Source organism: Lacinutrix gracilariae, assembly GCF_042684485.1.
GTDB classification, from domain to species: Bacteria; Bacteroidota; Bacteroidia; order Flavobacteriales; family Flavobacteriaceae; genus Oceanihabitans; species Oceanihabitans gracilariae.
Map to the genome: position 1 here is coordinate 299,925 of NZ_JBHULM010000011.1, position 18,045 is coordinate 317,969.

General features: G+C 30.4%; 20 protein-coding genes. 14 read left to right on the forward strand and 6 right to left on the reverse strand.

The features are described from left to right. Window positions 1-7 precede the first annotated feature (7 nt). From mreC to rodA, 4 genes are read left to right on the forward strand one after another with little or no spacing between them, the layout of a single operon-like run. Window positions 8-829 (forward strand): rod shape-determining protein MreC, encoded by an 822-nt coding sequence (gene mreC / locus ACFSSB_RS08500; RefSeq protein ID WP_379903157.1) that lies wholly within the window; start codon window positions 8-10, stop codon window positions 827-829. After that, window positions 822-1,328, forward strand: coding sequence for a rod shape-determining protein MreD (locus tag ACFSSB_RS08505; RefSeq protein ID WP_379903159.1), 507 nt, complete (start codon window positions 822-824; stop codon window positions 1,326-1,328). The genes mreC and ACFSSB_RS08505 overlap by 8 nt, the downstream gene beginning before the upstream one ends. Next, a complete protein-coding gene (gene mrdA, locus ACFSSB_RS08510) occupies window positions 1,325-3,253 on the forward strand; it encodes a penicillin-binding protein 2 (protein WP_379903161.1) in 1,929 nt (642 codons plus the stop codon). The genes ACFSSB_RS08505 and mrdA overlap by 4 nt, the downstream gene beginning before the upstream one ends. 3 nt (window positions 3,254-3,256) lie before the next feature. Then, entirely contained in the window at window positions 3,257-4,534 is a 1,278-nt protein-coding gene (rodA, locus tag ACFSSB_RS08515; protein WP_379903163.1) for a rod shape-determining protein RodA, read from the forward strand. 74 nt (window positions 4,535-4,608) lie between these two features. On the opposite strand, the gene gldC is transcribed toward rodA, so the two are convergent. Beyond that, window positions 4,609-4,944: a gliding motility protein GldC gene (gene gldC, locus ACFSSB_RS08520; protein WP_379903165.1), complete on the reverse strand. Its 336-nt coding sequence runs from the start codon at window positions 4,942-4,944 to the stop codon at window positions 4,609-4,611. Then, the gene (gene gldB / locus ACFSSB_RS08525; protein ID WP_379903167.1) at window positions 4,944-5,906 is read right to left on the reverse strand and encodes a gliding motility lipoprotein GldB; all 963 of its coding nucleotides are present in this window, start codon (window positions 5,904-5,906) and stop codon (window positions 4,944-4,946) included. The genes gldC and gldB overlap by 1 nt, the downstream gene beginning before the upstream one ends. 80 nt (window positions 5,907-5,986) lie before the next feature. Between gldB and nadE the strand changes: the two genes are divergently transcribed. After that, window positions 5,987-6,775 carry an NAD(+) synthase gene (nadE, locus tag ACFSSB_RS08530; protein WP_379903169.1) on the forward strand — a complete coding sequence of 263 codons (789 nt, stop codon included), beginning with the start codon at window positions 5,987-5,989 and terminating at the stop codon, window positions 6,773-6,775. Window positions 6,776-6,880: 105 nt separating this feature from the next. Further along, window positions 6,881-7,507 (forward strand): response regulator, encoded by a 627-nt coding sequence (locus tag ACFSSB_RS08535; RefSeq protein WP_379903171.1) that lies wholly within the window; start codon window positions 6,881-6,883, stop codon window positions 7,505-7,507. On the opposite strand, the gene dnaG is transcribed toward ACFSSB_RS08535, so the two are convergent. Next, window positions 7,502-9,460, reverse strand: a complete 1,959-nt coding sequence (gene dnaG, locus ACFSSB_RS08540) for a DNA primase (RefSeq protein ID WP_379903173.1) — start codon at window positions 9,458-9,460, stop codon at window positions 7,502-7,504. The two genes, ACFSSB_RS08535 and dnaG, sit on opposite strands and share 6 nt — an antisense overlap. Window positions 9,461-9,701: 241 nt before the next feature. On the opposite strand from dnaG, the gene ACFSSB_RS08545 reads away from it, so the two are divergent. From ACFSSB_RS08545 to ACFSSB_RS08580, 8 genes are all read left to right on the forward strand, one after another. Continuing rightward, window positions 9,702-10,007, forward strand: coding sequence for an ArsR/SmtB family transcription factor (locus ACFSSB_RS08545; protein WP_379903175.1), 306 nt, complete (start codon window positions 9,702-9,704; stop codon window positions 10,005-10,007). Window positions 10,008-10,058: 51 nt separating this feature from the next. Next, window positions 10,059-10,295, forward strand: coding sequence for a thioredoxin family protein (locus ACFSSB_RS08550; RefSeq protein WP_379903177.1), 237 nt, complete (start codon window positions 10,059-10,061; stop codon window positions 10,293-10,295). Between the two features lie 286 nt (window positions 10,296-10,581). Continuing rightward, window positions 10,582-11,556, forward strand: a complete 975-nt coding sequence (locus ACFSSB_RS08555; RefSeq protein WP_379903179.1) for a permease — start codon at window positions 10,582-10,584, stop codon at window positions 11,554-11,556. Between the two features lie 66 nt (window positions 11,557-11,622). Then, the gene (locus ACFSSB_RS08560) at window positions 11,623-12,063 is read left to right on the forward strand and encodes a nitrophenyl compound nitroreductase subunit ArsF family protein (RefSeq protein ID WP_379903181.1); all 441 of its coding nucleotides are present in this window, start codon (window positions 11,623-11,625) and stop codon (window positions 12,061-12,063) included. Then, window positions 12,064-12,774 (forward strand): aromatic aminobenezylarsenical efflux permease ArsG family transporter, encoded by a 711-nt coding sequence (locus ACFSSB_RS08565; protein ID WP_379903183.1) that lies wholly within the window; start codon window positions 12,064-12,066, stop codon window positions 12,772-12,774. A gap of 138 nt (window positions 12,775-12,912) precedes the next feature. Further along, window positions 12,913-14,394: a pyridoxal phosphate-dependent decarboxylase family protein gene (locus ACFSSB_RS08570; protein WP_379903185.1), complete on the forward strand. Its 1,482-nt coding sequence runs from the start codon at window positions 12,913-12,915 to the stop codon at window positions 14,392-14,394. Between the two features lie 107 nt (window positions 14,395-14,501). Continuing rightward, a complete protein-coding gene (locus ACFSSB_RS08575) occupies window positions 14,502-15,119 on the forward strand; it encodes a MarC family protein (protein WP_379903187.1) in 618 nt (205 codons plus the stop codon). 34 nt (window positions 15,120-15,153) lie between these two features. Next, entirely contained in the window at window positions 15,154-15,558 is a 405-nt protein-coding gene (locus ACFSSB_RS08580; protein WP_379903189.1) for an OsmC family protein, read from the forward strand. A 51-nt stretch (window positions 15,559-15,609) separates the two neighbouring features. Here ACFSSB_RS08580 and ACFSSB_RS08585 read toward each other — a convergent pair whose 3' ends face one another. The 3 genes from ACFSSB_RS08585 to ACFSSB_RS08595 are packed head-to-tail and all read right to left on the reverse strand — an operon-like array spanning window position 15,610 to window position 18,034. Then, window positions 15,610-16,689 carry a hypothetical protein gene (locus tag ACFSSB_RS08585; protein WP_379903191.1) on the reverse strand — a complete coding sequence of 360 codons (1,080 nt, stop codon included), beginning with the start codon at window positions 16,687-16,689 and terminating at the stop codon, window positions 15,610-15,612. Between the two features lie 30 nt (window positions 16,690-16,719). After that, a complete protein-coding gene (locus tag ACFSSB_RS08590) occupies window positions 16,720-17,484 on the reverse strand; it encodes a hypothetical protein (RefSeq protein WP_379903193.1) in 765 nt (254 codons plus the stop codon). Then, window positions 17,471-18,034: an RNA polymerase sigma factor gene (locus ACFSSB_RS08595; RefSeq protein WP_379903195.1), complete on the reverse strand. Its 564-nt coding sequence runs from the start codon at window positions 18,032-18,034 to the stop codon at window positions 17,471-17,473. The genes ACFSSB_RS08590 and ACFSSB_RS08595 overlap by 14 nt, the downstream gene beginning before the upstream one ends. Window positions 18,035-18,045 lie beyond the last annotated feature (11 nt).

Below are 18,045 nucleotides of genomic sequence, written 5' to 3' on the forward strand. Positions count from 1 at the left end.
TTAAATCATGCAGCAAATAATTAATTTTATACTACGTAACAAATCGTTTTTGTTATACATATTGCTGTTTATAATATCTATTTTTTTTACTATTCAAAACCACTCATACCAAAGAAGTAAGTTTGTAAACTCTGCAAACTTTTTATCAGGAGGTGTTTATAATAAAGTAAATAATATTAATAAGTATTTTAGTTTAAAAGAACAAAATCTTTTACTTCAAGAAGAAAATAATAAGCTAAAATCTGTACTTTATAATACAGTTACAGAATCTAAACCTAGTTTTATAGACAGCCTTTCGTATACTTCTATTTACCAGTTTACTCCTGCTTTAGTTATAAAAAACAACTATACCTTTAGCACCAATATTTTATTAATTGACAAAGGAAAACGCGACAGTATAAAACAAGATTATGGCGTAATTACCTCTAAAGGAATTTTAGGTATTGTTGACCATACAAGCAAAAAATACGCAACGGTACTTTCTATATTAAATACCAAAAGTAAAATTAGTGCACAGTTAAAAAGAACCAATCACTTTGGTACCTTAAAATGGAATGGAAAATCACCAGAATTGGTGCAATTGGTAGATATATCATCTAAAGCAAAATTAATACAAGGAGATACTATTATTACTTCTGGTCGTTCTGCCATTTTTCCTAAAGGAATTCCTATTGGTACTATTCAAGACTTTAAGCTAGATGCTGCTGAAGATTTTTACGAAATAAACATTGCTTTATTTAATGACATGACCAATATTGAACACGTGTACATTATAGAAAATAAAGATGCAACAGAAATTAACAACCTAATAAACCCTGTTAATGAATAGCATCATCACTACTAATATTCTTCGGTTTATAACACTAGTATTTGCCCAAGTACTTGTGCTTTCGCATATTAATTATTTAGGCTACTTAAATCCATATATCTATATTCTGTTTGTGCTTTTATTTCCTGTAAAAAACAACAGAATGGTATTTTTACTTTTAAGTTTTTTATTAGGTATAACTGTAGATATGTTTTTAGACTCAGGAGGTATGCATGCAGCAGCTTGTGTCACTATAGCTTTTGTAAGACCTGCAGTTTTAAAATTTTGTTTTGGTGCAGTTTATGAGCACCAAACCATAAAATTTAATCAAGTAGATTTTGGCGCTAAACTAACATATATTAGCATACTTACTGTAACACATCACTTAATCTTATTTCTTTTAGAAGTTTTTAACTTTTCTAAAATACTTTTAGTGCTTCAAAAAACGTTATTCTCAAGTATATTTACTATTATACTATGTGTTTTAGTAACCATTATATTCAGCAGAAAAACTAAATGAGACAATTATTACTTTTCATTTCCATAATTTTTGTTGGTATTCTTTTTATTTCTAGACTTTTCTATCTACAAGTATATCAAGATAATGCCAATAATTTATATGAAGATAACGCCATACGTAAGGTATATGATTATCCTAAACGTGGTTTTGTTTATGACAGAAACGGAAAACTTCTAGTTTCTAACCAACCGTCTTATGATGTGATGGTAATTCCGCGTGAAGTAAAACCACTAGATACTTTAGAGTTTTGTTCGCTTTTAAAAATAGACAAAGAGCAATTTATTAAAACCTACAAAAAAGCATATAGATATTCTCCTAGATTGCCTTATGTTTTTCTTCCGCAGTTATCTAAAGAAGACTATGCGGTTCTTCAAGAAAAAATGCGAAAATTTGAAGGTTTCTATATTCAAAAACGTTCCTTAAGAAATTATGAAACCACTATTGGTGCTAATGTACTTGGTGATATTGGTGAAGTAAACCAAAGAATCATGAATAAAAATCCCTACTACAAAATGGGAGATTTAATTGGTATGCAAGGTATTGAGGCTTCCTATGAAAAAACACTACGTGGTGTAAAAGGTATTAAATTCATACAAAAAGATAGATTTAACCGAAATATTGGTCCTTATAAAGATGGTAAGTTTGACACTTTACCAGAACCAGGAAAAGACATTAAAACCACCATTGACGCAACGTTACAAGCCTATGGCGAAATACTTATGCAAAACAAACGTGGTGGTATTATAGCAATTGAGCCTAGTTCTGGAGAAATACTATCTATGGTTTCTGCTCCAACCTACAACCCAAATTTATTGGTTGGTAGAGATCGCTCTAAAAACTTTACCAAGCTGTATAATGATTCTATTGCAAAACCTTTGTTTAATAGAAGTTTACAAGGTGTATATGAACCTGGTTCTCCTTTTAAATTAATGAATGCCTTAGTAGCCTTACAAGAAGGTGTTATTTCTACAGATGAAAAAGTAACGTGTTATGCTGGTTATAAATACGGAAATAGGTTTATGAAATGCCACTGTAGAGTTGGAACAAGAAACGACATGGTTCATGGTATTCAAGAATCTTGTAATGCGTATTTTGCAACCGTTTACAGAAGAATTTTAGACAAGCCTGAAAACGCTTCTATAGGTATTAATGTATGGAGTAATCATGTTAAAAGTTTTGGTTTAGGAAACTTTTTAAATAACGATTTATACGTTGGTCAAAAAGGAAGAATTCCAGATAGAAATTATTATAACAGAATATATCCTAACACCTTCTACTCTACATATACCATTTCTAATGCCATTGGTCAAGGTGAAGTAGCAACAACACCTATACAATTAGCAAATATGATTGCTGCTATTGCTAATAGAGGCTATTATTTTACACCACATATTATTAAAGAAATTAAAGGCGAAACTTTAGATCCAAACTTTACTACACCTAAATACACCACAATAGATAAGCAGCACTTTGAACCTGTAATTGAAGGTATGCAACATGTATACACACATGGTACAGCTAAGCATTTACAAATTCCAGATATTGATATTTGCGGAAAAACAGGTACTGTAGAAAATTTTGTAAAAATAGACAGTGTAAAAACACAACTTACAGACCATTCTATATTTGTAGCCTTTGCACCAAAACACGATCCTAAAATTGCCATTGCTGTGTTTGTAGAAAATGGATATTGGGGAGGACGTTTTGCTGGACGTATTGCCAGCCTAATGATTGAAAAATATATTAAAGGAGAAGTTACAAGAACAGATTTAGAAAACTGGATACTAAATCACAGTTTAGAAGACGAGTATGCTAAACCATATTCTGGAAAACCTTTTGATATTAATGGAAAAACAAAACTTCAAGTAATACCTCCAGAAGAAGCAAATAAACTCAAAGCACAAATCAAAAAATTAGATTCATAATATATGTTTAGACAAACAGATAGACATTTTAAATTTGATTGGATAACCATCATTTTATTTTTGATTTTAGTAGGCTTTGGGTGGATGAATATTTTATCGGCTTCGCATATAGGACCAACTATTGACTATTTTGACATTTCACAACCTTACGGAAAACAATTAATGTTTATTGGTTTAACCGTTTTACTTATCATATTCATTCTATCTATTGATGCTAAGTTTTATGAGCGGTTTTCTAGTTTAATTTTTATTTTCTCTATGCTATCCTTAGCAGGACTATTTCTCTTTGGTAAAAACGTAAACGGAGCAACCTCTTGGTATGGTATTGGCGGCATGACCTTACAACCTAGTGAGTTTGCCAAAGCTGCTACTGCATTGGCTGTTGCTAAATATATAAGTGATTTAAACACAGATATAAAAACCTTTAAAGACCAAATAAGAGTTTTTATCATCATCATCATTCCTGCAGTATTAATATTATTACAAAATGATGCAGGAAGTACGCTAGTTTATGGTTCTTTCTTTTTTGTTTTGTATCGAGAAGGACTGCCAAAAATATACTTAGTTTTAGCTTTAACTATAGTTTCAATTTCTGTTTTAGCATTAAAATTTGGACCCATAATTACTTCTATTATAGCTGTAGTGTTTATCATTACTAACTATTTTCTTAAAAAAAAGAAGCCTGTAATTTTACAACCTATCTTAACCACTATAGCTTGTATTATAATTGCTTTTGGAATAAAATTTTTCTACCAAAACGTACTACAACCACACCAACAAGATAGAATAAGCCTTTGGTTACGCCTTGAAAAAGATCCGCAAAAAATTGCACAAATGCGTAGAGATATTTTATACAATCTCTATGAATCTGAAAAAGCAATTAGCTCTGGAGGTTTTGCTGGTAAAGGTTTTTTAGAAGGAACAAGAACTACAGGTAAATTTGTACCAGAACAGCATACAGACTACATATTTAGTACTGTTGGTGAAGAATGGGGTTTTTTAGGAAGCATCTTTGTTATTATTGTATTTATACTTTTAATGCTACGTGTTCTTAGATTGGCAGAATTACAAAAATCGCAATTTAGTAGAGTTTATGGATACGCTGTAGCATCTATATTATTCTTTCATTTTATGATTAATATTGGTATGGTTATGGGCTTAATACCTACAATTGGTATACCACTACCCTTTTTTAGTTATGGTGGTTCTGGACTTTGGGGTTTTACCATTTTACTATTTATTTTTATTAAGCTTGACTCTAACAGAATCAATGAATGGTAAGAAAAGTAACGCATAAAAAAAGCGTCTTGAAATAAAATTATCAAGACGCTTTTTTTTTGTATTTAAAGAAAAACTTATTTCTTTTTTAGCTCTAATTTTTCAGCAAAATAATCACAAAAATCTTTCATTGTTGCAGTCATTTTTTCATCTTGAGTTGCTCTATTAAAAGTATTTGACATAGCTACAAGAGTTTGATGAAAAAACACCTTCATCTCATCTACAGGCATATCTTTTGTCCAAAGATCAATACGTAGCATTTCTTGCGTATTACTATCCCAAACAGAAAGCATCATTGCTTTTGCTTCTTGTTCACTAATACCTCCATCTTCTGCTGTCCACATTAATTTTTCAGGTACTCTATTTTCGTCTAACTCTACGTTTAATTCAATTTTTGATGTAATTTTAGCCATTATAATTCTGGTTTAAATCTTGATTTATTAAATATTTCTTCGGCAGTATTTGTAAGCATTTCTTTTAAAGAAACATCGTTATTTTCCATATACGCTCTTACAATTTGCCATCCTATGTATTGCCCTATTCTTCCTGGCGATTCTCTATCTATTTCTACTAAGTTAAATTTTGAAAAAGGTGCATCTGTTATAAACCTATTTACCAATTTAGCATCTGTACTATACAGTAATTCACGTTCTACAAAATATGTCCAAATCTGTCCTTCATTTGCCTTTGACCAGTTTAATTGGTCTTGTGTATAGCCAATTTTTTCTGCATCTGTTTTAAACGGAATCATGATATCTTTAAAATACAATTGCTTCCCAAAGTAAATCATTTCGTCTAAAAATGTTTTATTTTGCTTCGGAAAGATATAATTTTCAGCATATTTTGAAGCAAAATCTACCACAATTTGGTTTTCGGTAAAATTAGCAGCCAAATATTTTTGAATTCCACTGTAAAAAAAATGATCACTTCCCAAATAGGTATCTATTGAAATAAGTGAAATAGTATCTGTAACAATTACTTTATTTCTGTAATCTACAAAAGAGGTAGCACTTACTACTCGTGGTATTTTAAATTCTGGAAAATAATATTTTACATGTTGAAAAAAGCTTTTCATTTCTCCTTCTACCAAGTCTAGGTTAGGGTACACTTTTTCAACTTCTTTATTTAACTCTATTTGTATGGTATCTTGCATTTTAGCAATCCAAAAAGAATCTGCATACTTTTTAGAGAACATAAACGGAAAAGATGCTTTCAATTTTGGTAATTCGTTTGGTTTTGCGTGCGCAAATGCTAAATCAAAGCGCTCTATAGCAACAGACATTTCCATATTCGAAATTTCTTTTTCTATTCTAGCGTCTTTTTTACAGGAAACGCATAAAACAGCAACAAAAAGAAATAAAAATATATTCTTCATAAACTTATTTTTATTTAAAGCGATATTGAATTATTTTTGTTAGGCAAAGGTACTATTCTTTGTTTTAAAATCTTTATAAAATGCAAACAGAAAAAGTAGCACAACATATAGTAAATTGGTTAAAAGATTATGCATTAAACGCAAAAGTGAATGGTTTTGTTGTTGGTGTTTCTGGCGGAATTGATTCTGCAGTAACATCTACGCTTTGTGCAGAAACCGGATTAGACGTTTTATGTATTGAAATGCCAATTCATCAAGCTGCAAGTCACGTTAGTAGAGCACATGAGCATATTGAGCAATTAAAAAAACGATATACAAACGTAAGAGACACGAGAACAGACTTAACGCCTGTTTTTGAAGAATTTAAAACAGAAGTATCTCTTGATGCAGACCAAGCAACAGTAGATATGGCTTTAGCAAATACAAGAGCGCGTTTACGTATGGCTACTTTATATTATCATGCAGGTTTATATAAATTATTGGTTGCAGGAACAGGAAACAAAGTAGAAGATTTTGGTGTAGGTTTTTATACCAAATATGGTGATGGTGGCGTAGACTTAAGTCCGATTGCCGATTTATTAAAATCTGAAGTATACCAATTAGGTACCTATTTAAAAGTACCAGAATCTATTATGAAAGCAGCACCAAGTGATGGTTTATTTGGAGACGCAAGAAGTGACGAAGACCAAATTGGTGCCTCTTACCCAGAACTAGAATGGGCTATGCAAATGCAGGATGAAGGGAAAACCGAAGAGGACTTTACCGGAAGACAAAAAGAGGCTTTTAAAATTTATAAACAATACAATACAGCCAATAAACATAAGATGGTTGCTATTCCTATTTGTACCATACCAAAAGATTTAAAATAATATATTTTCTTTTTACGTAAGAATTCACTACATTTACTTAACGACTAATAGCAAAACGTCTGTTGTTTTCTTCAACAGTTATAACGAATTTAAAAAATTAAAGTTATGATTAAACTGTTGGTAGTAGACCATCATCCTATAATTAGGAAGGGTCTAGATCTACTATTTATTACGTCGTCTAACATTCAAGTAGTGGGTTCACTAGATAATGGTGAAGCTATTTTTGAATTCTTAAACAAGAATAAAGTAGATATTATTATTTCTGAAATTGACTTACCTAAGCTTAATGGCATCACTGCTTTACGAAGGCTTAACAAAGAGTATCCTGATGTTAAAGTTATTATGTTTAGCGCACAGCCTGAAGAGGTGTATGCTATGAACACTATAAAAGCAGGTGCTTCTGGGTATTTATGTAAAACAGCCAATATAATAACACTTAAAGAAGCTATTTTAAAAGTGTATGGTGGTGGTATTTACTTAAGTAATAACCTTGCGCAACGCTTGGCTATTGGTAAACGCGTTAGCAGATCTGGTAATTTTTACAAAAAACTTTCTACAAGAGAAATTGAGGTTTTAAAACTTATTTCGTCTGGTAGAAAAAACAAAGAAATTGCTAAAGAGCTTAATATAAACGAAAAAACGGTTAGTACTTACAAAGCGCGTTTAATGAAAAAGCTTAACGTTACCAATATTGTAGACTTAATTAATAGAGCAAAGTTATTAGAGTTATAATACTCTATTTAATTTTCTAGATAGTAGCATTTTTAAACTAGAGTAATCTTTTACTTCTTCTAATATATTTCTGTTTACTTCAGATTTATTAGCTAGTGTTTGTTGCATAAACTCTTTAACTTTTTGGTCTATTAAAAAGCAACGTAGGTTTAAAATAGTTTCACTCACTAGCTGTGAAACTGTTTGATCTTTTTCTTTTGGAAATATATTTTTACTGTGCCAATCGGATAAACTGTAGCGTTCATCTTCCATTAAAATAGATGAAATCTCATTAGCAACACCTTGGTCTACAGTATTTACAAATTGCTTTAACTCAAAATCAGGAGTTTGGTTTAAGGTGTTTATAATGGTATAATACAGGTTTTTAAATTGTTCGTTACCAAACTGCATTTCATCATCTTGCAGATCTAAGTAAATTTTTTCAAAAACTTTTGCTTCGTGTTTTACAGGCTCTAGAATTAATTCGTGTTTATCATTTTCTTTTAAAACTAAATCTTCAAACTCTTCGGTTTTATTTCCGTAGAGTAAAAGTATTTCAATAATTTTTCGTTCTAAAAGATATTGCACATCTACCTTTTTTTCTGGTTGTTTGTGCTTTATCACTTCAAATGCTTGTTGTGCTTGAGCTTGTTCTTTATGGGTATCTTGAACGTCTTTATTGGTTATCTGCGCCAAGGTAGTAAACAAAACTTGTTCACTAATATCCATGATTCTAGAACATTCTTGAATATAGATTTCCTTTTTAATTCTATCCGGAATTTTAGCAATACTATTTACAATATCACGAATAGTATCTGCTTTTTTTATAGGATCATTTTTAGATTCTTCATACAAAACCGAAGCTTTAAACTGAATAAAATCTTGAGCATGCTCTTTTAAATACTCATTTAACTCTTGTAAAGTATTTTGTTTAGAAAAACTATCTGGATCTTCTCCTTCTGGAAACGTACAAATTTTTACATTCATACCTTGTTCTAGAATTAAATCAATTCCGCGAAGCGAAGCACGTAATCCTGCTGCATCTCCATCAAAAAGAACGGTTATATTTTTAGTAAGTCTATTTATTAATCGAATTTGGTCTGGTGTTAACGCCGTACCTGAAGAAGAAACCACATTGTGAATTCCGGTTTGATGAAACTGTATTACATCTGTATACCCTTCAACCAAATAACAATTATCTTCTTTTGCTATACTTTGCTTTGCCTGATAAATACCATACAAAACTTTACTTTTATGGTAAATATCACTTTCTGGTGAGTTTAGGTATTTGGCTGCTTTTTTATCATTGGTTAAAATTCTTCCACCAAAACCAAGTACACGACCACTCATACTTTGAATTGGGAACATTACACGACCTTTAAATCTATCAAAACGCTTATCGCCTTTAACAATAGTAAGTCCGGTTTTTTCTAAAAATTCTAACTTATAAGCCTGTTTTAAAGCTTCATCTGTAAAAGCTTGCCACTCGTCTAATGAATATCCTAAAGCAAACTTTTTTATGGTTTCATCTGTAAAGCCACGTTCTTTAAAATAGCTTAAGCCAATAGCTTTACCTTTGTCTGTTTTATGTAATATTCTTTGAAAATACGTACTAGCAAATTCACTTACTAAATATAAACTTTCACGTTCATTAGCTTGTTGCTTTTGCTCATTGCTTTGTTCGGTTTCTTCAATTTCAATATTGTACTTTTTAGCCAAATATTTTATGGCTTCTGGATAGGTAAAATGCTCATGCTCCATTAAAAAAGCCACTGCATTACCTCCTTTTCCTGTACTAAAATCTTTCCAGATTTGTTTTACAGGAGATACCATAAAACTTGGTGTACGTTCTTCACTAAAAGGACTTAACCCTTTAAAGCTACTTCCCGACTTTTTTAATTGCACAAAATCACCTATTACCTCTTCTACACGTGAGGTTTCAAATACTTGGTCTATGGTGGATTTTGATATCAATTATTGAGGGTTTTTGCTTTCGCAGAATTAGTTTGTAAATGTACTATAAAAGATAATAGTTTAAAAATTAATGTAAGGAGGATGCTTCTATTTTTAAAAACAAACCACATCTTATAGAGGCGATACTTTGAATTGTTTAATTCATTTTACACACTAAAATAAACAACGTTTAAAATTTATATGCTATGTAACAAAAGTCACAAACCAAGCCAGAAACCAATCGTATCTTTACGATAAGAAAATGAAAAGAAATTTAGAACATATTGATTACAAGGAAGACACCATAACCTTGGCTAAATTTGCTAAAGCGTTAGGGCATCCTACTAGAATTGCCATTTTAAAACATCTTGAAAACCAATCTTGCTGCTTTACTGGTGATTTAGTAAGCGTATTTCCTTTGGCTCAATCTACTATTTCGCAACATTTAAAAGAGTTAAAAAATGTAGGTTTAATTCAAGGAGAATTAGAACCTCCAAAAATAAAATACTGTATTAATCAAACCAACTGGAAGACAGCTAAAAGCTTATTTCAACATTTTTTTAATTAATATTTTTCTATTAACATTATCGTTTATTTACGATAAACAAACTTAAATATAATGAGTAAAGTAATTAAAATACTAGGTACTGGTTGCCCTAAATGTAAATCAATGACAAAAGTGGTTACAGATGTAGTTTCAGAAAACAATATTGATGCTACTGTTGAAAAAGTAGAAGATATTATGGAAATCATGAAATTTAACATCATGACTACACCTGCTTTAGCAATTGATGATGTAATTAGTATTAAAGGAAGAGTACCTTCAAAAGATGAAGTTTTAGATCTTTTAAAATAGAAATAAAACAAATTATAGCAGCTAAGCCTTATCCTGTTTCATCCAGATATATAAAACAGGATAAGCTTAGAAAATACAACAAATTCTATTTGCATTTTATAGAGCTCATTCACGCTAAATGGAGTAAAAACAAGAAGCGTTTATTAAAGTGTACAAGATTTTTAGTTTTTAAAATTTACAGTACACCTCTTAAAAATCTATCTATAACAGATAGCATTATCTACTATTAAAAGATTTACAGTAACAATATACAGTTACATAATAACACATTAAAAATTAAAAGAAAGTGTTTGATTGGTTACAAAATTTTGCAGATTGGTTAATATATTCTGTTTTTAATATTGGAGCAGAAACACACTTAGGAACGGCTTTAAATTTCTTTGTGTTTGATACCATTAAAATTCTTATTCTGTTATTCATTATTGTTTTTATCATGGGAATAGTGAATGCGTATTTTCCTATTGAAAAACTAAAAGACTACCTGAACAGAAAAAAACTATATGGTTTAGAATACTTTTTTTCTTCTGTTTTTGGAGCTATGACACCTTTTTGTTCTTGTTCTTCGGTTCCTTTATTTATTGGTTTTGTTCAAGGAGGAATTCCTTTAGGAGTTATTTTCTCTTTTTTAATTACTTCTCCATTAGTAAATGAAGTTGCTGTTGCCATGTTTATAGGAATGTTTGGTTTAAAGCCTACCTTAATTTATGTAGTCTCCGGAATTTTATTAGGAACATTTGGCGGTTGGTTATTGGGTAAATTTCAGCTAGAACACTTACTATCTGATTGGGCAAAAAAAATTCTTGAAAACAAAATGCAACACCAAGAATATCAAGAAGAAAAACTAACCTTTTCTCAACGACTACCTGAAATAACACATAGCGCATGGGATATTGTAAAAAATGTATTACTCTATGTAATTATAGGAATTGCAATTGGTGCTGCTATGCATGGCTATGTACCTGAAAACTTTTTTAACACCTATTTAGGTGGTGGACAATGGTGGACAGTACCATTAGCAGTAATACTAGCTGTGCCAATGTATGCCAATGCAGCAGGAATTGTTCCTGTAATTCAGGTTTTTGTAGCAAAAGGTGTTCCTCTAGGTACTGCAATTGCCTTTATGATGGCAACAGTAGGTCTATCTATTCCTGAAGCTACTTTATTAAAAAAAGTATTATCCTTAAAGTTAATAGCCATCTTTTTTGGAGTGGTAACACTCTTTATCATCCTTTCTGGTTATCTATTTAATGTCCTACTCTAAAACAAAAGCTCAACTTTTAAATAAAAGAAAAACAGAAGATTTACAAAAGCAATAAAAACTACAACAATGCAAAAAACAATTTCATTTATCGCCATTTTAACTATAGCTTTTATACTAACAGCATGTAACAATAAAAGCGAAAACGCTACTCCTTCTTTAGATACATCTGTCTCAAAAATAGAAATTTTAGACTTTCATTCTACACACAGATGCATGACTTGTAAAGCCATAGAAGCAAACACAAAATACACGCTAGACACTTATTTTTCTGAAGAATTAAAACAAGATAAAATAAGCTTTCAAGTGATTAATGTAGATGAAAAAGAAAACGAAAAAATTGCTGAAAAATTTGAAGCTTCAGGAACAGCATTATATATAAATGTGATAAAAAACGGAAAAGAGTCTAAAATAGATCTAACCGAATTTGCCTTTATGGAAGGGAATGACAAAGAAGCCTTTTCCAAACAGCTAAAAACTAAAATTGATACCCAATTAAATACGCTGTAAATGGATTTTTTAAAATCTCTTTTAGAGAGTTATAACATTCCTATTGTATCTGCTTTTGTACTTGGACTAATGACTGCTATTAGCCCTTGTCCTTTAGCTACTAACATCACTGCAACTGCTTATATTTCAAAAAATATTTCTAGCAAGAAAAAAGTATTTGTAAGCGGCTTGTTATATTCTTTAGGAAGAGGTTTTAGCTACACAACCATTGGTTTAATATTATACCTTGGTGCTAGCAAATTTCATATAGCACGATTTTTTAATCAAAATGGCGAAAAATATTTAGGCCCTTTATTAATTATAATTGGTTTAATTATATTTAACGTTATTAAACTCCATTTTTTAGGAAAAACTAATTTTCAAGAAAAACTCTCCGAAAGATTTAAGAACAAAGGATTATTTGGTTCTTTTTTAATTGGTGTTGTGTTTGCTTTAGCATTTTGCCCATATAGTGCGGCTTTATTTTTTGGAATGCTAATACCAATAACCATTGCGTCTGCAGACGGTTTGTATTTACCCATAATATTTGCATTTGGCACAGGATTGCCTGTTATTCTTTTTACATATTTATTAGCTTTTACAGCTGGAAAAATTGGCCTGTTTTACAATAAAATAACAAAAATTGAAAAAGTAATGCGAAACATTGCAGGTATTGTTTTTATAATAACAGGCTTGTATTATGTTGCTATTTTTACTGGAATATTAAAATAACAAACACTGCCAACTATTTAGTAAGTGTTATACTGCTATTTTTTAAAAAATTTCTTCTAACTTGCTTTTAAACAAACATAATAGATTGTAAACAAAACACTTACACGCCTATTATTTAGTAACACAAAAACAGAAAGAATGGAAACAAGAGAAAACGCAATAGCGATGAGCAAGGCCGATTTTAGAAAAATTGGTTATGAACTCATTAATACCATTTCAGATTTTTTTGATGAAATTCCTGAAAAACCAATTACAACCAATAAGACTCCTAAAGAATTACAACAATTATTAAAACATTCTAACTTACCAAAAAATGGATTACCAGCCGATAATTTAATTTCTAATGCTAGTAAATTATTATTAGAACATTCTCTATTTAATGGGCATCCTAAATTTTTTGGTTATATAACATCGTCCGCAGCACCAATTGGAGCTCTAGCAGATTTACTAGCTGCTGCTGTAAACCCAAATGTTGGCGCTCAAATATTAAGTCCGATGGCCACAGAAATAGAAAAACAAACCATTAAATGGTTAGCCCAATTTATTGGTGTATCACCAAATTATGGAGGTGTTTTAGTTAGTGGTGGTAATATGGCTAATTTTACCGCCTTTCTAGCAGCAAGAACAGCAAAGGCTCCAAAGGACATTAAAGAAAACGGACTTTTAAGTATGTCAAAACAATTAATTATATACTGTTCAAAATCTACACATACTTGGATTGACAAAGCCGCTATTTTATTTGGGCATGGAACAAAATCTGTACGATGGATACCAACAGATGCTACTAACAAAATGAATATTTCCTTTTTAAAAGATACCATAAATGAAGATCTAAAAAAAGGACACCAACCATTTATAGTTGTAGGTACTGCAGGAGATGTAAGCACAGGTGTTGTAGATAATCTTGAAGCTATAGCTTCTATTTGTAAAACCTATGACTTATGGTTTCATGTAGATGGTGCTTATGGTATTCCTGCTGCTATTGTTCCTGAATTAAAAGAAATGTTTCATGGTATTCAAGAAGCAGATTCTATAGCGCTAGATCCTCATAAATGGTTATATAGTCCTCTAGAAGCAGGTTGTACTTTGGTAAAAAACCCAAAACATCTTATAGATACATATAGTTCTCATCCCGAATATTATAATTTTAATGCAACCGAAGATGGTGGATCTTTAAATTATTTTGAATACGGACTACAAAATTCTCGCGGTTTTAGAGCATTAAAAGTTTGGCTTGCCTTACAACAATTAGGTGAAAATGGTTATACTAAGTTGATTAAAGAAGACATCGTTTTATCAAAATATTTTTATGAATTAGCAGATAAGCAGGAAGAACTAGAAGCAGTTACTCAAAATTTAAGCATTGCAACATTTAGGTATAAACCCAAAAATTATAAAGAAGACAACAATTATATAAATACACTTAATGAAACCTTGTTAGATGAATTACAAAAAGGAGGCGAAATGTTTTTATCTAATGCTATAATTGAAGGTAAATATTGTTTAAGAACCTGTATTGTAAATTTTAGAACTACAAAAAAAGATATAAAAGAGTGTATTAATATAATCGTTAAAGAAGGTAGAAAAACGCATAATAAGCTTCAAAAACAAATAATTTAAAAAAAGCATTTTTTCCTATATGAATTAAGAATAAAGCAAACTTAAATTTGATTAAAATTGGTTAATTTCGCTATATTCTTATTACTATTTATAAAATGTTCTAAAATATGTTTGCAGAAATTTTTACTAAAATTCTTTTTTTAATTGCAGTGGTTGACCCTTTAGGATCTGTTCCTGTTTACTTAGAAGCAACAAAACAACTAAGCGAAAAACACAAAAAGAAAGTAGCTATTAGAGCATCATTTATTGCTTTTTCTATACTCTTATTTTTTATAATTGTTGGGCAGATTATTCTTGAAGGTATGCAAGTTACTTTAGATGCTTTTCAAATTTCTGGTGGTGTTATTTTATTTCTTTTTGCTTTAACTATGATTTTTGGAGAAGGCAAACCAGAATCTGAAAAACACATGATTAACGACTATAAACATGTCACTATTTTTCCTGTTGCCATACCATCTATTGCCTCTCCAGGAGCTATAATGGCTGCAGTACTTTTAACAGATAATCATTTATATTCTATAGAACAGCAAGCAATTACCACGCTTTTAATTGCTGTAGTAATTACAATAACAATGTTTATTCTTCTAGCTGCAAACCTAGTACAAAAACGTGTTGGAGAGTATGGTATTACTGTAATTAGTAAAATTATGGGATTAATATTAGCTGCCTATGCAGTGCAAAGTATTTTAAGTGGTCTTAAAGATTTCTTTGTGGTATTAAAATAACAAAAGCATGTAGCTGTCTAAAAAATAATTATTTATGAAATACTCTATTCAAGCAACTGCAACTGCTAAAAAAGATGCAGCAATGCACATAAAACAGTCTGATATTAATTTTGGTACTACTCCTGAATCTTCAGATAGCTTACCAAATCCTGCCGAATTATTTCTAGGTTCTTTTTCTGCTTGCGTTTTAAAAAATGTAGAACGTTTTTCTGGTTTCATGCATTTTGATTATACCAAAGCAGAAATAACAGTAAACGCAATTCGTCTTGAAAAACCACCTAGAATGGACGAAATTCAATATCATTTACGCATTTACACTAAAGACAATACCTTAAATATTGATTTGCTTAAAAAGAATATTGAAAAGTTTGGAACCATATTTAATACGGTAAAACTTTCTTGTGCTATTACTGGAGACATACAACTTATTACTAATTAAAAAAGCACCAAAATGGTGCTATTTTTAAAGAGCTAATTCTAATTGCAAAAACTAATCTAAGTCAAAACGCAATCCTAAAGAAATATTGTTTTGGTCTATTACTTGGTCTTTAAATAAAGGAGACAAATCATACTTTGCATATAGAGCAACATTACCAAAAGAAACATAGCTACTAACTCCGTAAACAAAAGAATTAGTGTTTAAATCGGTTTCCTTATCCTTTACTCTATCTCCATCTATTTTATATTTTACTTTATGCATGGAACTTAAGTTCACTCCTGCATAACCACCTATTCCTATTTTAAACTTATTGTATGTAGAATATCTAAAATACGAATCACGTTCAATTTTTTTAGATGGACCAAATTCAAAATGTATTGGCACTACTAAGTTTGTAGATCTAAATTTTGATTTCTTTAAGTTAAAGGAACTTGTTTCTAATGACACAACGCCATCATTTTCTGTAAGGAATTGATCCTCTTTAACATCTAATTTATTCCATTGTACAGACAAACCATACTTTAATCGTACTGCATTTGTATTTTTAAATATACGTGTTTTCCAAGCCCAACCTAATTCTACAAATCCTGAACCTCCTAATTTATATGGTGAATCACTTAACGATTGTCCTTCAATTATGGCGTTATTAAATCCTATAGCAAAAACCATATCACTAGTAGTACGTCTATCATATTTTTTTGGTGCCTTTTTGTTTTTAGGGCCAATATAAATTCCACTTTTATCATACTCATAACTATCTTCTCCCTTACCTATTGAAATTACATATCCATCTAAATTGGCTCCAACATCAGATGTTACTTCTTCATTTCTTTGTAATAAAGCAATTTTATTATCTATAATGGCTATTCTATTTTCAATATTTAATGCATGTTTTTTTGCTTCAGTTTGCTTTAATGCATCTGCTTCTTCAATGGTGATTTCGCCAGTATCGAGTTTGTTATTTATAATAGCAACTGCATCTTTTAAAAACTCTTTTTCTTGGGTTTTCACTTCTTCTTTTTTAGCTTCTAAAAATTCAATTTTTAAACTATTTGGGTTTTCTTGTGCTACAGAAAATTGTGTAGCACACACTAAAATAATACCGATTACGTATTGGGTTATTGTTTTCATTTTGTTCGTTTTTTAATAGATGATTTATTTTTACTCGTTTCTAGTTGCAACTGCTGTTGTTGCTGTTTTAAGATTCTTTTCTATAACTTTAAATATTTGTCCTCTTAACGATGGAGGCATTTCTGTTTCTACATTTTCTAGCAAGGCATTTGCATCTACACGTACTGTTTTAATGTTAGTATTATCGTTTAACTGAATGCTATTTTTAGCAGCAAGTAACAGTGCGTCTATTTCTGATTCGGAAGTTTTTAAAACTGCAATTTGAACTTCTTCATTCTCTGAAGCTTTCTCTATAGTTACAACAGAAGCAACAACTTCATCTTTAGATATTTTTACATTGTTTAATACTTTTGGTGCTTCTTTTACTTCTTTTTGTGCTATTACAACAGGTGCTTGTTCTTTTTCTTTTCGGCTTTCTGCTTTTGAATTGGTAGTAGCAATACTATTTTGTTTTTGAATAGTTGATTTTTTAATTATTGTTTCTTTTAGCTTTTTTTCAGGTTCGTTAATGTTAATAGGATTTGTTATAGATTCAATTTTAGTTTCTTTTTCAGACTCAACAACTACTGGAGAAACCATATTTCTAGTAGCACCTACATTTCTAAATTGTTGCACTACAAACAATAAACCAATAAAACCTGCAGCAATACCAAACCACCAATACTTACTATTATTTTGTTTTTTAGCATCTGCATTTAATTGCTGCTCTAAATGTTGCCAAGCATTTACAGAAGGCTCCATAGTTCGCTTTTCTAGCTTATCTTTTATATTTTCTTCAAATTTAATTGGTGCCATAACCTGTTGTGTTTAATTCTTTAATTTTATGCTGAAGTGCTTTTCTAGCTTTGAATAATTGGGATTTTGATGTGCTTTCAGAAATATCTAACATCTTCGCTATTTCTTGATGTTTATATCCTTCAATAGCATACATGACAAAAACCAATTTATATCCTTCTGGCAAATCATCTATGAGTTGCTGTATTTCTGCAACTTCCATATTGGTTTGTATATTATTAGAAAATTGCACATCTTCTACTTCTGCATCAGAAGAAAATTCAATTTGCTTTTTCTGCCTTAAAAAAGAAATGGATTCTCTTACCATTATTCTGCGTATCCAACCTTCAAAACTTCCTTGGTTTTTAAAACTTTTTAAATTATGGAATACTTTAAAAAAACCATTTAACATGGCTTCTTCTGCAGATTGGGTGTCTTTAATATAATAACGACAAACACTTAACATTTTTGGTGCATGCAACTGGAACAATACGTGTTGTGCCTCACGATTATTTTTAATTGCCTTTTTAATAAGCAAAGATTCATTTTTATGCAGTTGAATGACTTTCAAAATATTAGTAC

Bases quoted from the DNA above. Each gene is read 5' to 3' on its own strand.
- mreC (WP_379903157.1), top strand. From the start codon at position 8: ATGCAGCAAATAATTAATTTTATACTACGTAACAAATCGTTTTTGTTA.
- ACFSSB_RS08505 (WP_379903159.1), top strand. From the start codon at position 822: ATGAATAGCATCATCACTACTAATATTCTTCGGTTTATAACACTAGTA.
- mrdA (WP_379903161.1), top strand. From the start codon at position 1,325: ATGAGACAATTATTACTTTTCATTTCCATAATTTTTGTTGGTATTCTT.
- rodA (WP_379903163.1), top strand. From the start codon at position 3,257: ATGTTTAGACAAACAGATAGACATTTTAAATTTGATTGGATAACCATC.
- gldC (WP_379903165.1), bottom strand. From the start codon at position 4,944: ATGGCTAAAATTACATCAAAAATTGAATTAAACGTAGAGTTAGACGAA.
- gldB (WP_379903167.1), bottom strand. From the start codon at position 5,906: ATGAAGAATATATTTTTATTTCTTTTTGTTGCTGTTTTATGCGTTTCC.
- nadE (WP_379903169.1), top strand. From the start codon at position 5,987: ATGCAAACAGAAAAAGTAGCACAACATATAGTAAATTGGTTAAAAGAT.
- ACFSSB_RS08535 (WP_379903171.1), top strand. From the start codon at position 6,881: ATGATTAAACTGTTGGTAGTAGACCATCATCCTATAATTAGGAAGGGT.
- ACFSSB_RS08545 (WP_379903175.1), top strand. From the start codon at position 9,702: ATGAAAAGAAATTTAGAACATATTGATTACAAGGAAGACACCATAACC.
- ACFSSB_RS08550 (WP_379903177.1), top strand. From the start codon at position 10,059: ATGAGTAAAGTAATTAAAATACTAGGTACTGGTTGCCCTAAATGTAAA.
- ACFSSB_RS08560 (WP_379903181.1), top strand. From the start codon at position 11,623: ATGCAAAAAACAATTTCATTTATCGCCATTTTAACTATAGCTTTTATA.
- ACFSSB_RS08565 (WP_379903183.1), top strand. From the start codon at position 12,064: ATGGATTTTTTAAAATCTCTTTTAGAGAGTTATAACATTCCTATTGTA.
- ACFSSB_RS08570 (WP_379903185.1), top strand. From the start codon at position 12,913: ATGGAAACAAGAGAAAACGCAATAGCGATGAGCAAGGCCGATTTTAGA.
- ACFSSB_RS08575 (WP_379903187.1), top strand. From the start codon at position 14,502: ATGTTTGCAGAAATTTTTACTAAAATTCTTTTTTTAATTGCAGTGGTT.
- ACFSSB_RS08580 (WP_379903189.1), top strand. From the start codon at position 15,154: ATGAAATACTCTATTCAAGCAACTGCAACTGCTAAAAAAGATGCAGCA.
- ACFSSB_RS08585 (WP_379903191.1), bottom strand. From the start codon at position 16,689: ATGAAAACAATAACCCAATACGTAATCGGTATTATTTTAGTGTGTGCT.
- ACFSSB_RS08590 (WP_379903193.1), bottom strand. From the start codon at position 17,484: ATGGCACCAATTAAATTTGAAGAAAATATAAAAGATAAGCTAGAAAAG.